The sequence below is a fragment of the Flavobacterium sp. LM4 genome, assembly GCF_002017935.1.
Classification (GTDB): domain Bacteria; phylum Bacteroidota; class Bacteroidia; order Flavobacteriales; family Flavobacteriaceae; genus Flavobacterium; species Flavobacterium chungangense.
The window spans coordinates 2,485,963-2,500,476 of sequence record NZ_MUFW01000001.1 but is presented as its reverse complement, the minus strand read 5'-3'; the positions used below and the strand labels follow the sequence as shown (position 1 = coordinate 2,500,476).

Genomic DNA, 14,514 nt, shown 5'->3' with positions numbered 1-14,514 from the left:
GATTGATTCCTTAAGTGAGTCATCAAAAGTAAAAAGCTCTATATTGAAAAATATAGAGCTTTTGTCTTTATGAATGATAAGGTACAACAACCCTACCCAGTTTTTTTGAAAAATTATTAAGCAGTTTAGAATAATCAACAACCATAGATAATATTTCTGAATTATCTTCCTGCGGATCGCTTAATAAGGTATTTTTTAATTCATGAATAATTTTAGAAATTAAATACCATCGCATTGAAAAAATGGTATCTGACACATTTTGCTCAATGGTTGCATCTTTGTGTTTTGGAAAAATATTCTGTCCCTCCCAGTTGTGAATAGTCAGTCTTTCATCTTCCATCAAAATATTCGTTACTTCCTGAGCAAACTCTGGTTGAAGATGCATCAAATATTTATCTAAGCTAAAAGTTTCATTTTGATTATAAAAATCAATTATATTATTAAAAATATTTTGAAATAATTGATTTGATAGTTCTACTTCGTCTTCCTGCAAACTCAGGTAAACTTTCTCATAAACCTTATATTTTCTTTTTTCTGTAACCTCTTTTACATTTCCTTCTTCGTCAGCCTTTAAGAAAACGTCTTCAAAATCTTCGGTAACACTTCCATAGAGCAATAAAATTTCAATGATTTTTCTTTCTAAACCGTACAAAATATCTATTTTTTCAGACGGCTGTTCCATATCTCCAGGAAAAGTTGGGTCATCATAATATCTAGGATCATCCGGGGGATAATTATTTCTATGGACCTCAAAAGCTTTTTGTTCTTGCTTTTGCTTTTTACCAGCGTCAGCAATCTCTTTTTGAGTTAACTGTGCCAATGTACTTACCAAAACCTGCTCAGAAATATCCATTATTCGAGCACATTCCTGTATGTAAACTTCACGCTGAATACGGTCTGGAATTTTAGAAATACTGGTAACCATATCCCGGATCAAATCGGCTTTTTTTATAGGGTCGTTTTTTGCTTCTCCTATTAAAATTGAAGCTTTAAACTGTATAAAATCTTTACTATTATTTTCTAAATAAGCAACCAAATCATCATGTGAATTTTTTCTGGCAAAGCTATCAGGATCTTCCCCATCCGGAAAAGCACAAACCCTTACATTCATACCCTCTTCCAGAATCAAATCGATTCCGCGAATTGCAGCCCGTAGACCCGCAGCATCTCCATCAAAAAGAACCGTAATATTTCTGGTCAATCTATTTACCAAACGAATCTGATCCGGCGTTAAAGCTGTTCCGGAGGAAGCTACAACATTTTCAATACCGGCCTGATTAAACTGAATCACATCCGTGTAACCTTCAACCAAATAACAATTATTTAGTTTAGCAATTGATTGTTTAGCCTGAAAAATTCCGTAGAGCACTTTACTTTTATGGTAAATATCACTTTCCGGTGAATTCAGATATTTTGCTGCTTTTTTATCATTGGTTAAAATACGCCCTCCAAAACCCAAAACACGACCCGACATACTTTGTATCGGGAACATTACGCGTCCTTTAAAACGGTCAAAAGGTCTGTCTTCTCTTGGAATTGTTAAACCGGTACTTTCCAGAAACTCTAGTTTATAGCCTTTCCCTAAAGCTTCTTTGGTCAGAGCATCCCAAGTCTCCGGCGAATACCCTAAATTGAATTTTTTGATAGTTTCATTTGTAAAACCTCTTTCTTTAAAATAAGACAACCCTATGGCTTTCCCTTCTTCTGAATTCAAGAGAGTCTCATTAAAATACTTTGCAGCAAATTCTGAAACCAAATACATACTTTCGCGAACATCTGTTATAGCTTTTTCAGCATCCGTTTGTTCGGTTTCTTCTATTTCAATATTGTATTTCTTGGCCAGGTATTTAATAGCTTCCGGATAAGTAAACTGTGAGTGTTCCATTAAGAATTTAACAGAATTCCCACCCTTTCCTGTACTAAAATCTTTCCAAATCCCTTTTGCAGGCGAAACCATGAATGACGGTGAGCGCTCATCTGAGAATGGACTCAATCCCTTAAAATTACTTCCGGCACGCTTTAAATTAACAAAATCACCAATAACCTCCTCTACACGAGCAGTTTCAAAAACAGTATCAATTGTATTTTGTGAGATCAAACTTAAAATATTTTTAAAAAATAATAGCCTGTAAAAGTACACAAATCCTTCTTTAATTTACTGCTTTTACATAAAAAAAAGCGCCTCTTATAAAGCGCTTTTTCTACTAATTAACAAAATTGTATACTTAATTAAAATCAAACCTTAAGCCTAATGAAATATTATTTTCTTTAACTAAATTGTCCTGGAATAATGGATTTAAATCATACTTTAAATACAAGCTCAATTCTTTGTAACCAATATAAGAACTCAATCCGTAAATAAAATTATTCACGTTATAATCGCCTTTTATTGTCGTTTTATATTTCAGATCATCTTCTTCAAATTTTAAAATCTGTTTCGATTTCACATTGATTCCGGCATACCCTCCAATTCCAAAACGAAAACTTTTATGCGTTCTAAAATACGTTTTCCCATCTTTTTCTTTGGGTTTTGTAAAATCAAATTCTAAATGTACCGGCAAAACTAAATATACATTTCTAAAACGTGATTCTTTTAAATTTACAGGATTTATCTCTAAATCGGTCTGATCTCCGTTGACTACAAAACTGCGATTATTGGTTGGACGAATATTGTTATACATCAAGGAAAGACCGTATTTTGCATGCAACAGATTATCATTTTTCATTAATCGTGAATTATAAGTAAAACCCCATTCGTAAAAATGTGAGCCCATAAACTTATAATTAGAATCCTGCAGTTCCCCATCTGCTATAATATTATTGAGACCCGCTGCAAAAACAAATTGTGAAGTTGTCCTTTTTTCCCCACGAATCGAATCTTTTTTGTGCCAATCGTTTTTATCCCAATGAATTATTAATCTTCCTTTCTTGGTAGAATCCTGTTCTTTTAGTTTTCCATCGACTTTTTGCTGAACCAGGTCATTAAGTTCATTTTGAGCAAGAGTTACTTTCTCTTCGATAATGACAGCTCTTGCTTCTGCTAACTCTTTTTTACGTTTATCAGCCTGCTCTCCTGTAATTACTCCATTTGAAAGCTGTACATTTATTTCTTCAACTTCTTTTTTAAGGGTTTCTTTTTCCTGTTTAGTAATTTTTTCAATTTTATTTGCAATTTGTTTTGCCCTTGATTCAAAAGTTTCCTGTCCCAGCACTTTACTGACAAATAAAAAGACTAAAATAACGAGGTAAATGGTAAAATTTTTCATGATTGATTTTTAAATTGATTGATGATTTTATTCTTATTTTTTTGCATTGAATTTGTTATTTGCAATTGAGATTGAACTTGCAATTATTCCTGCTGATTTCTGCTGGCTACGGCAACTTTTACTGTCTGATAATTTTTATTGACTTTTGAAATTATTTTTTCTCTAAAAGAAAGTTCTAATTCACCGTCAACCTGATTGAGTAAATCATTGGCATTAACTTTTACCTTTGATTTTGGTTTGGTTGAATTTTCTGCGACAACTTTGTTTTCTGCATTTTCCAATAACTGATCTACATTTGAATTTTTAGTATTTTCGGCAATTAAAGTTTGATTGTTGATTGATTGTTTTTCCTGATTGTTTTTGATGATGACTGAAGACTCCGTTATTAGATTTGATTCATTTTTAATGATTTTATTTGAGATTTGATTACGTTTTTTTTCTTCTTTATTTAAACTTTCTTTCAAAGGATTTTCTGAGACAACAATTTTTGTTTTTACTGAATCTGTATTATCCAAAACCGGTTTCAGAACCGAATCTTTTTTAGTATTTTCCTCAATAACAACTTTCTTTGGCGTTTGGGTTGCATTATTATTTTGAGTAAAAAAGAAAGTTCCAACCAATAAAATTCCCATGACACTCGCTGCAACATAAAGCCATTTATTACTCTTTTCCGGCTTCTTTTCTTCGGCAATACTTAACATGGCATCCAATCTGTCCCAGGCTTTATTGCTTGGTTCAATTGTGCGCTGATTTAGTTTTTCACGGAAATCCTTTTCAAAATTATTCGGTTCCATTTTCTTGTTTTTTTAAAATAGTAATTTGTGTTTGCAGCATTTTCCTTGCATGCGATAATTGCGATTTTGATGTTCCTTCATTAATTCCTAACATCTTAGCAATTTCATTGTGTTTATAACCTTCAATTGCATATAAATTGAAAACCATTTTATATCCGTCCGGCAAGGCATCTATTAAAAACTGAATCTGATCAACAGTAAACTGGCTATCAATTTCGTTGAAACTTTCTTCTGTAAAAAACTCATCTTCTGCAAATTTTACTTTTTTCTGAACTCTCAAATACGAAATACATTCGTTAACCATAATTCGGCGGATCCAGCCTTCAAAACTTCCTTTGTGTTCAAATTTGTTTAAGTTGGTAAACACTTTCATAAAAGCGGTTATCATTACATCTTCTGCAAGCTGAATGTCTTTTATATATTGACGGCAAACGCTAAGCATTTTCGGAGAAAACCTGCTATAAATCTGCTGTTGTGCTTGTCGGTTATTTTCGACAGCCAACTTTATGATTTTGGTTTCTTCGTGATGTAACTGAATAATTTTCATTAATAAGCGTTCAGATTTTGTTTTACTAACAGACTTCTATTAGCATAGACGAGTATTGTTTTAAAATGGTTGCATGTGAGTAGAAAAAAATCAAAAAATAAATTTAAAATCCTAATACACAAATACAAAATATTGATTTACTGATACTTAAATTCATATTCTTTTTCATTTTGATTTTATAAAAAAACAGCATCCGGCTAAAACCAAGAAAACATACAATAAAAAAACCTTGCTATAAAATTATTGCAAGGTTCTTCAAAATAAAATATTTTTCAAAATAACTCTTTACGGGCAAGTTTTACCAACCTCCACCGCCTCCGCCACCACCGCCACCGCCGGAACTTCCGCTACCAGAGCTGCCGCTGCTCCAACTGCCACTACTTCCTGATGAAGAGTTCGATGATCTGGAGGGTGTTGGATCGGTTCCTGCTGCACTTACAGAATTTCCAAAACCTGATAAAAACAGTGTTGGCTGTCTGTAAAAAGTATCGTTTCCTTGATACCACTCCGGATTATATTTTGCGAGTTCTAAAATTTCTTCAAATTGTTTTCCCCATTTTATTTCGACTCCCAATGCTATTGCGTACGGAAGTAACTTTTCGAATAATTGAGGTGTCAGCTCAGGCGGATTCAACATATTCATTCTGTCTTTCTCCGCTGTTTCGAGATATAACTTAAATCCTTCTAATCGATTAAATTCTTCTGCACCTTTTTCTGTAAATTTTCCCAAAGTCACTACGTAGAAGATATACATTAAAAAAACGATACCAATAACTACAATTTGTATTGTGCTTAAAAAAGGAATTGTCATTAAAAAAATTCCAATTGCCAGTGGATAAGTAAAGAAAGCAAAAAGGAATCTTAAAATTACTAAACCAGTTCTCTCTTCTTTTTGTAAAAACCAATAGGTTAATGCCGCCACTGCACAAATTAATCCTGTATAAAAAGTATAATTTACGAATCCTTTGTTTTTAGACAATATTTCATAAATCAATCCCCCAATTACAAAAACGGCAAAACCAATCCATTTTAATCGCGTATTGTTTTGGTAAATCTCTTCTAACTTAATTTGATCTTCTATCGCTTTAGTCCATTTAGAATAAGCTTTCTCAAAAATCCTATAGTTAGAATCCTGCACTTTTATTTTTGCTTTTTTAGAAAAACTATCTACTATTGCTGATTCTTCAGAACTTAAAGATTTTGAATCTTTTTCTAAAACTTCAATTTCGTATTTGTTTTCGTTTACAAAAATACCGCTTTCTATCGTAGAAGAAATTTTAACAGCACCCTTTACTGCGGTATTTACAAGGGAAGCCATATGTATTTTTGCATTGAGTTCTCTATGATAGACATATCCTACAAGCGCAGGAGACCAATCAAAAGGAGGCAAAAATTCTGGTATTACTGTTCTTTTAACGGGATCTTTTCCATGTTTTCTCCAACTAAAAAAGAAAAAAACAAACATTCCAATTCCAAAAACAACAGACCAGAAATAGGTTTTGATTTGTTTATAAAAAGAATTTGATTTTTGAGCAAGAGTTGGAGGATCAATAATTCCTTTAGGAAATGAAACAGCAACTGTTAAACCTTCATTTGATCGAAGTTGACGTGCCGAAAAAGTAACAATTGTTTTACTTTCATTTAGGGAACTAGTACAATTTGAAGCTGAAGATCCTTCACTACCGGTGTAGCAATGTAAGTTTTCAAATTTATTGTTTTCAGATGGGAGATAAAATTGGCAGGTTGCTTTATCAATAGGAAAATCCCAGCCATTTCCGGTTACATTCCAATAGAGTTCATCATAATTGTCAAAATATCCAATCTGAAACGGAACGCTGTAACTGATCTGGTATTTATACGTTCCGTTTTCTAATTCAACAGCTGCATCTCCAATGTAAATTTTCCAATAATTTCCTTCTTCTTTTGTAAAATAATCTTCGGTTGCTCCGTCTTTTTCAATGGAGTTTATCGAATATTTTACATCGATATCATTACCGTCTTTATCTTTTCGGGTTAGCGGAAAAGTTCTTAAAAGTCCGTGTTTAAAAACATTTCCTTCTGCTTTTATCGTAATATTTTCGACAACCTCAATGGTTCCTGATTTTTCAATTTTAACTTTAACATCAAAATTTAAAATTCTTTCCTGAGCGTGTAGTTGATTTACGAAAATAGAAAATAGAACAAAAAATATTTTTTTTAGCTGCATATAATAAAGGAATTAAAACTGAACTTTTGGTGTTTCTCTTTGATCTTGCTCTTTTAATTCGAGGTAATCTTTTTTCGGAAAACCAAAGATGCCGGCAATTAAATTACCCGGAAAAGATTCTACAGCAATATTGTAATCTCTTACTGTTCCGTTGTAATATCGTTTTGAGCGTTCTATTTCAGTTTCTATTTCTCCTAAATCAGATTGCAGACTTAAAAAATTAGTATTGGCTTTTAAGTCGGGATAACTTTCTGCTAAAGCAAAAACTGATCCCACAGCATTATTAAGTTTTTGATCCAGTTTTAATCTTTCATCTGGATTATTAGTGTTCAAAGCCTGATTACGAAGATTTACAATAGAACTAAATGTTTCTTTTTCATGACTCATATATCCTTTTACGGCTTCTATAAGATTCGGGATCAGATCGAATCGTTTTTTTAAGATAATGTCAATGCCGCTAAATGCCTCTTCTGCCCGATTCCTTCTGGAAACGAAACCATTATAAAGTACAATAAAGAGAATAAGAATTAGTAAAGAAAAAGCAGATATAAGTATAGTAATCATATTTTAGAATTAAATTCGAAGTCAAATTTAACAATAAAAATATTAAAAAAATTATACAGAATTATTTCTTTCTATCAATAACATAGTTCACCATTAAGGTAAGCGCTGCTTTGAATTCAGAATCCGGGTAGTTTTCTAAAAGAGAAAGTGCTTCCTGCTGAAACTGCACCATTTTGTTTTCGGCATAAGCCAAACCATTATTGTTTTTTACAAAGGCAATAACTTCTTTAACGCGCTTTTTGTCTTTGTTATGGTTTTTGATGGAGTTTATCAGCCACTTTTTTTCCTGCGGGGTACAGGTATTTAAAACGTGAATTAAAGGCAAGGTCATTTTTTGCTCTTTAATATCGATTCCGGTTGGCTTTCCAATGGCTTCTTCACTGTAATCAAATAAATCGTCTTTGATTTGAAATGCCATTCCGATAAGTTCGCCAAATTTGCGCATGTTCTCAACCTGAATATCGTCTTCAATTACCGATTTAGCACCAAGCGCACAACAAGCTGCAATAAGTGTAGCGGTTTTCTTTCTGATGATTTCATAGTAAACATCTTCCGTAATATCGAGTCTTCGTGCTTTTTCAATCTGAAGTAATTCGCCTTCACTCATTTCGCGAACAGCTACCGAAATAATTTTCAAAAGGTCAAAATCGCCATTGTCGATGGAAAGCAGTAATCCTTTTGAAAGTAAATAATCCCCAACCAAAACTGCAATTTTATTTTTCCAAAGGGCATTAATAGAGAAAAATCCACGGCGGCGATTACTGTCATCTACCACATCATCATGCACTAAAGTAGCAGTGTGAATCAGCTCAATTACTGAAGCTCCACGATACGTTCTCTCATTTACAACACCCCCAGAAACCATTTTTGCGGTTAAAAAAACAAACATCGGACGCATTTGTTTTCCTTTTCTATTTACAATATAATAGGTAATGCGGTTGAGCAAGGCAACCTTTGAAGTCATCGATTCATAGAACTTTTTTTCGAAAAGTTCCATTTCATTAAAAATAGGCTGCTTTATTTGAGAAGTAATATTCATTTCGTTTTCAAATATACTACTTTGAAAATAAATCTGGCACTTGAAAACTACTTTTGGAAGTAAATTTATATAACATTTAACCTTCTTTATTTGCCAATTGTCCGCAAGCAGCATCAATATCTTTTCCACGGCTGCGGCGTACTTTTACCACTACTCCAATATTCTCCAATGCTTTAATATACGCCATGATTGATTCTTCTGAAGCCTGCTGAAATTCACCATCATCAATTGGGTTGTATTCTATTAAATTTACTTTGCAGGGTACATATTTGCAAAACTTAACCAAGGCATCAACTGAAGCTTTATCATCATTGATTCCTTTCCAGACCACATACTCGTACGAAATTTTGCTTTTGGTTTTTCTGTACCAGTATTCCAAAGCTTCACGCAAATCCTTTAACGGGAAATTTTGACTAAAAGGCATAATTCGCGCACGAATTTCATCGATTGCAGAATGCAGGGAAACTGCCAATTTGAATTTCACATCATCATCGGCCATTTTTTTAATCATTTTTGGGATTCCGGATGTGGAAACCATAATACGTTTTGGCGACATTCCTAAACCTTCTGTAGAGGTAATCATATCAATAGCCTTAATTACATTGTTATAATTCATTAAAGGCTCCCCCATTCCCATAAAAACAATATTCGAAAGCGGATGATTATGATACAGACGGCTTTCTTTATCGATTGCGACAACCTGATCGTAAATTTCGCCCGGTTCCAGATTTCGCATACGTTTTAATCGTGCAGTTGCGCAAAAGTTGCAATCCAGACTGCAGCCTACCTGACTGGAAACACAAGCTGTTGTTCTGGTTTCGGTAGGAATCAAAACTGATTCTACCACCAAACCATCATGCAGCCGAACAGCATTTTTTACAGTTCCATCACTGCTTCGCTGCATCGTATCAACCTTAATATGATTGATTACAAAATTATTTTCAAGCATCGCCCTTGTAGGTTTTGCTACATTGGTCATATCATCAAAACTATGTGCTCCTTTACTCCATAACCATTCATAAACCTGATTCCCGCGAAAAGCTTTGTCATTATTAGCGACAAAAAACTCACGTAACTGATCTTTTGATAAGGCTCTTATATCTTTTTTCTCGATTTGCATGGTGCAAATTTAATCACTTTTGTTCTTTTTAAATGCTTTTTTGAGTCATTCTTGCCGGTAAAGCCCAATTTTTAAAGTTATTTTAGGAAATTCTCAATTATTTTGTCCAAATAAAAGACTTTATATACCAAATCCAAAATATTCAGACATCGCAATTAGCATCACCAACAAGTTGTTAAATTTCAAACAGATACAAATTTTAAACCTTTTAATCAGAGCTCATTTTAGTAATAAAAGATTGTACCTACTATTATTATAGTCTTTTAAAACAATTTTATCTATGATTTTTATCATCAAATATGCTTTGTATTCACAATAAATTTGATACAAGAATTAAGGAGATGATTGTTGACATAAGATTTCATTAGACTATTAAAACATCATTCCCTTAATTAAATGATTAACAAAATAAATCAATAAAAAATGAAAACTCTCAAATCTTTTTTTCTAACAGTTATCTGTTTAGGAATTACATTTTACACCAATGCTCAAAAAAATTATACGGTAAATACAAAATCAAAATTTGAAGTCGCGGGTACTTCTACTGTTCACGATTGGGTAATGAAATCTACAGAAGGAACAGGCACTGCCAATTTAACGGTTAAAGATTCTAAACTAACCGATATAAACAGTTTAACGATTATATTACCTGCAGAAAGTTTAAAAAGCGGCAAATCAAGTATGGATGACGTGGCTTATGAAGCTTTAGACACAAAAGCACACAAAAACATTAAGTATATTTTAAAATCTGCTGATAAAGTAAATGAAACCGTTTGGAATCTAACCGGTACTTATACCATTTCTGGTATCAGCAAAGAGTACAGAACGCAGGTAAACGTAACGGCTGTTAATGGGAATTTTGTTTTAAGAGGTTCTAACCAAATTACTTTTGCTGATTTTGGAATATCTCCTCCAACGGCAGCACTTGGAGTTGTGAGAACAGGAAAAGATCTGACTATCCTTTTTAATATTACTTTAAATGATTATACACAAAGCGAAAATGTCTTAGTAATTAAATAAATCCTGATTGAAGTAAACTATATTTACTACTTTCAAAAATGAACGGAGTCGAAGGCTTTTTATCCAAAAAGGCTTTGACTCCGTTTTGCTTTCCTGCTGTTTTGAATTAGATACAGTCGTAAAAATATTTTTCTTTAAAAAAAATCAATAGCATGCCTAAAAAAATAAATTTTGGCACGGGAATTGTCTTGCACTCGATAGGAAAATAATCTTACAAAGAGCGCTTAATTTTAAAATTTGTACTTTTATTTTTTCAGCTTTATACCCTTTATATATTATCAATTTTAAAAAATTAAATTATCATGAAAAAACAAATTTTAAGTTTAGCAGTTATCGCTTTGTTAGCATTCGGTGTTCAGTCTTGTGAAGACAAAAAAGCAACTAAACCTGAAGAGGAATTAACTCTTGGAAACAAAGTAGACTCATTAACAACAGATATTGAAGAAGTAAAAGACAGTGCTGTTGTAAAAGCAGAAAATGCAGCTGATAAAGCAAAAGCAGCTACTGAGGAAGCAAAAGAAAAAACCAAGGAAACGATAGAAGATGTAAAAGATGCTACTAAAAAAGGTGCTGAAAAAGTAGAAGCTGCTGCTAAAGCTGCTAAAGACGGAACAGTGAAAACTGCTAAAGAAGTAAATGAAGCCTTGAAAAAATAATTTCATCAGAATTCAACATTAAAACCATCCACTTTACGGATGGTTTTTTTATGACCAAAAGTGAGCTTATATTTTGTATTTTTACAGCCAAATTTGAATACACTACGCAATGCATTTTATCTCACAAGACTTAGAAGATTATATTGAACAGCATTCTGAAAACGAACCGGAATTGTTAGCGAAACTTAATAAAGAAACGTACCAGAAAATCCTTTTGCCAAGAATGTTAAGCGGGCATTTTCAGGGGCGTGTTTTAAGTATGTTGTCTAAATTGATCCGACCGGTGAATATTTTAGAAATTGGAACTTATACGGGTTATGCCGCTTTGTGTTTGTGTGAAGGAATGCAGGAAAACGGACAGCTTCATACCATTGACATCAAAGAAGAACTCATTGATTTTCAGCGTAAATATTTTGATGCATCACCATGGGGTGCACAAATTTTTCAGCATTTGGGTGAAGCAATCGATATTATTCCGACTCTGGATGTAAAATTTGACTTGGTTTTTATTGATGCCGACAAAGAAAACTACATTAATTACTGGGAAATGATTGTTCCTAAAATGAATAAGGGCGGAATCATTTTGTCTGATAATGTTTTATGGAGCGGAAAAATCCTGGAACCGGTACATCCAAATGATGTAAGCACCAAAATACTTTTAGAATATAATTTACTTTTGAAAAATGACCCAAGAGTAGAAACGGTTTTATTACCAATTCGCGATGGATTGACAGTCAGCAGGGTTTTGTAAATTTTAAGATTCTGAGACGCTAAGTTTCTAAGATTTTTTCGTAATAAACGTGATATTTCAAAATTTAAAATGAAGAATTTACATCAAATAAACACTGACGGATTTACAATTATTGATAATGTTTACAACGAAGAGGAAATTCAAAAAATAATTTCTTTAATTGAAAACACAACGGAAAATAATCCAGAAAATGATACTTTCAGAAAATCTCAGGATTTATTTGCTGTAAGGCAATTTCATAAAGAAATTCCTGAGACTTTACCTTTTATATTCAATCAAAAATTACAGAAAATTATAGAAACTGCTTTTGGAAAAGGCTATTTTATAACCAAATCCATTTATTTTGACAAACCCGAAAAATCGAACTGGTTTGTTGCCTACCATCAGGACCTGACTATTTCTGTCAATAAAAAAATTGAGGTTGAGAATTTTGAAAACTGGACTGTAAAACAAAATCAGTTTGCGGTTCAGCCTCCTGCAGCAATTCTTGAAAATAATTTCACTATCAGAATTCACATTGACAAAACCACAAAAGATAATGGTGCTTTGAAAGTCATCAATAATTCACATTCAAAAGGAATTTTAAGAATTGAAAAGCTTGATTTCGAAAACGAAAAGGAAACTATCTGCGAAGTTGAAAAAGGTGGTATTATGATTATGAAACCTTTGCTGTTTCATGCTTCAAATAAAACTACAAACAACGAACGAAGAAGAGTTATTCATATTGAATTCAGCAAGCAGGAACTTTTTGATGGATTGGAATGGAGCGAGAAAACGGTTCTTTTGAACTAATGTTTTCTTTTTAAATTATAATCCGAGAGTTTAGATTTGTTTTCTATTTCCTAATTCACGAAGATCTTGCGGTAAGTCAAATTTATAGAGAATATTTAAATGTTTGAATCATTCATCTATGTAAAAAAATAAATTTTGAATTGGATAATAAGAAATACAGAAAAATTATACTGCCACACAAACTTAAATGATCTTTTAAATTCATCATGGATAAACATTTCCGAATTTAATTGGGTGATGTCTGACTTAGACATTATAAATTTTTCAAAACAGCAATTACCAATTGATCTGGAAGATGATTATTCAATAATAACACCTGAAAATTTAAAAAAAATAGTTAAAACAGATTCTCAAATCATATGGGGTGTAATATCTGCCGTAAAAAAAACTGAAGAGCCAATATTTGATATAAAAAACCCTCCATTTGCAGAAGGAAATGATGATGTTTGGATTAATGACAAATTTCAGGTTGAAAACTCATCCTGCGAAATTACCGCTTGGGATAGTTCTTTTACAATTGTAAAATTTAAAGATGGAGAATTATCTAAAAAGTTTAAGGCTTATTTTGACGAAGCAATAGAATTAGAAGAATTTAATTTCTAAGAAAGTATTTTTAAAAACAGGTATATTTAATAATTACATCTGTTTTTAAAAATTTCTTTTTGAAAACGAGTGCCCTAGCCCGGATGGAAGTGAAATCCTTTTGTGCCAGGGTTTGGCTCAAAAGATATAGCGGACAGCCGGAATCAGTTCCTTCTTTCGACTACGCTCAGGATGACAATAAGTATTATCCCGGAAAGTATTTTGGTTTTAAATTTTGATATACTTTGAACATCAAAAATCCAAACAAAGCTCCAAAGAAATAGCCAGTCAGAATGTCTCCCGGGTAATGCAAACCTAAATAGATACGGCTATAGGCGAAGATTAATGGCCATAAAAACAGAAACCCAAGGTATTTGAAATGGCGTTTTAAAACCAGAAATAAAAACGTAGCCACAGCCATTGTGTTAGCAGCATGCCCAGAGAAAAAACTATACGATTTTCGGGATTGCACTACCCTGATAATTGTGTTGATTTCAGGATTATTGCAAGGTCGTAAACGCTGAAAAGTGTTTTTAAAAAGATTGGTTGTCTGATCTGTAAAAGCAATCAAAACTGCTATAAAAAGCAATAAATACAAGGTTTGTTTTCCTCCAATTTTTCTATAAATAAGATAAAACATTAATAAAAAAACGGGAGTCCAATTTAACTGACTTGTAATAATCAGCCAGAAATTATCGTATGTTTCAGAACCTAAACTGTTAAGATAAACTAATAAATGAGTATCTAATTCTTGTATTTTTTTAAGCATATTATCTTTGACGTTTTACAGGTCCTGCGATGGAATCAATATCTTCTTTTACTTTGTCAATTTCTGTAGCTGTGTCGCCCAATAAATTTGTTGTATCACCTAATAAATTAGATTTGGCATCATTAATTTGAGCGTTGATATTACCTGTTATATCTGAAAGCGATTTTGCATCAAGACCATTTGCTTCAGCCCCTTTTTGAATTTCGCTTTTAATATCATTTGTTGCATTTTTTAACTGCGCCATCGCTTTACCCATTGTACGGGCAATTTCAGGCACTTTATCTGATCCAAAAAGCATTAGTACTATAAAAAGTATAAAAACTAATTCTCCTCCTCCTATACCAAACATATCTTTTATTTTTTGTGTCACAAAGATATTAAATTTTACAGGCAGGTGTTTTAAAATTT

General features: G+C 32.6%; 15 protein-coding genes. 5 read left to right on the top strand and 10 right to left on the bottom strand.

Annotated elements, in window-relative coordinates; translation table 11 throughout:
• Nucleotides 1-67: 67 nt before the first annotated feature.
• The 8 genes from dnaG to rlmN form a co-directional block, all read right to left on the bottom strand.
• Complete coding sequence (gene dnaG, locus BXU10_RS11185; RefSeq protein WP_078227402.1) at nucleotides 68-2,098, bottom strand: DNA primase; 2,031 nt, start codon at nucleotides 2,096-2,098, stop codon at nucleotides 68-70.
• A gap of 127 nt (nucleotides 2,099-2,225) precedes the next feature.
• Complete coding sequence (locus BXU10_RS11180) at nucleotides 2,226-3,266, bottom strand: hypothetical protein (RefSeq protein WP_078227401.1); 1,041 nt, start codon at nucleotides 3,264-3,266, stop codon at nucleotides 2,226-2,228.
• Nucleotides 3,267-3,349: 83 nt separating this feature from the next.
• Nucleotides 3,350-4,060 (bottom strand): hypothetical protein, encoded by a 711-nt coding sequence (locus BXU10_RS11175; RefSeq protein ID WP_078227400.1) that lies wholly within the window; start codon nucleotides 4,058-4,060, stop codon nucleotides 3,350-3,352.
• On the bottom strand, nucleotides 4,047-4,607 hold the full coding sequence (locus tag BXU10_RS11170; RefSeq protein WP_078227399.1) for an RNA polymerase sigma factor: 561 nt from the start codon (nucleotides 4,605-4,607) through the stop codon (nucleotides 4,047-4,049). The genes BXU10_RS11175 and BXU10_RS11170 overlap by 14 nt, the downstream gene beginning before the upstream one ends.
• A 298-nt stretch (nucleotides 4,608-4,905) precedes the next feature.
• Nucleotides 4,906-6,813 (bottom strand): DUF2207 domain-containing protein, encoded by a 1,908-nt coding sequence (locus tag BXU10_RS11165; RefSeq protein ID WP_078227398.1) that lies wholly within the window; start codon nucleotides 6,811-6,813, stop codon nucleotides 4,906-4,908.
• A gap of 12 nt (nucleotides 6,814-6,825) precedes the next feature.
• Complete coding sequence (locus BXU10_RS11160; protein WP_078227397.1) at nucleotides 6,826-7,377, bottom strand: LemA family protein; 552 nt, start codon at nucleotides 7,375-7,377, stop codon at nucleotides 6,826-6,828.
• Between the two features lie 61 nt (nucleotides 7,378-7,438).
• Nucleotides 7,439-8,416, bottom strand: a complete 978-nt coding sequence (locus tag BXU10_RS11155) for a polyprenyl synthetase family protein (protein WP_078227396.1) — start codon at nucleotides 8,414-8,416, stop codon at nucleotides 7,439-7,441.
• Between the two features lie 76 nt (nucleotides 8,417-8,492).
• Nucleotides 8,493-9,536 carry a 23S rRNA (adenine(2503)-C(2))-methyltransferase RlmN gene (gene rlmN / locus BXU10_RS11150; protein WP_031454568.1) on the bottom strand — a complete coding sequence of 348 codons (1,044 nt, stop codon included), beginning with the start codon at nucleotides 9,534-9,536 and terminating at the stop codon, nucleotides 8,493-8,495.
• A 423-nt stretch (nucleotides 9,537-9,959) separates the two neighbouring features.
• On the opposite strand from rlmN, the gene BXU10_RS11145 reads away from it, so the two are divergent.
• The 5 genes from BXU10_RS11145 (at nucleotide 9,960) to BXU10_RS11125 (ending at nucleotide 13,358) form a co-directional block, all read left to right on the top strand.
• The gene (locus BXU10_RS11145; protein WP_078227395.1) at nucleotides 9,960-10,556 is read left to right on the top strand and encodes a YceI family protein; all 597 of its coding nucleotides are present in this window, start codon (nucleotides 9,960-9,962) and stop codon (nucleotides 10,554-10,556) included.
• A 302-nt stretch (nucleotides 10,557-10,858) separates the two neighbouring features.
• Nucleotides 10,859-11,212 (top strand): hypothetical protein, encoded by a 354-nt coding sequence (locus BXU10_RS11140; RefSeq protein WP_031454566.1) that lies wholly within the window; start codon nucleotides 10,859-10,861, stop codon nucleotides 11,210-11,212.
• Between the two features lie 109 nt (nucleotides 11,213-11,321).
• A complete protein-coding gene (locus BXU10_RS11135; protein WP_078227394.1) occupies nucleotides 11,322-11,963 on the top strand; it encodes an O-methyltransferase in 642 nt (213 codons plus the stop codon).
• Between the two features lie 69 nt (nucleotides 11,964-12,032).
• Nucleotides 12,033-12,755 (top strand): phytanoyl-CoA dioxygenase family protein, encoded by a 723-nt coding sequence (locus BXU10_RS11130; protein ID WP_078227393.1) that lies wholly within the window; start codon nucleotides 12,033-12,035, stop codon nucleotides 12,753-12,755.
• Between the two features lie 135 nt (nucleotides 12,756-12,890).
• Entirely contained in the window at nucleotides 12,891-13,358 is a 468-nt protein-coding gene (locus tag BXU10_RS11125) for a hypothetical protein (protein ID WP_078227392.1), read from the top strand.
• Nucleotides 13,359-13,542: 184 nt separating this feature from the next.
• Here BXU10_RS11125 and BXU10_RS11120 read toward each other — a convergent pair whose 3' ends face one another.
• Nucleotides 13,543-14,106 carry a phosphatase PAP2 family protein gene (locus tag BXU10_RS11120; RefSeq protein ID WP_078227391.1) on the bottom strand — a complete coding sequence of 188 codons (564 nt, stop codon included), beginning with the start codon at nucleotides 14,104-14,106 and terminating at the stop codon, nucleotides 13,543-13,545.
• A gap of 1 nt (nucleotide 14,107) precedes the next feature.
• Nucleotides 14,108-14,455 carry a twin-arginine translocase TatA/TatE family subunit gene (locus BXU10_RS11115; protein ID WP_031454562.1) on the bottom strand — a complete coding sequence of 116 codons (348 nt, stop codon included), beginning with the start codon at nucleotides 14,453-14,455 and terminating at the stop codon, nucleotides 14,108-14,110.
• Nucleotides 14,456-14,514: the final 59 nt, after the last annotated feature.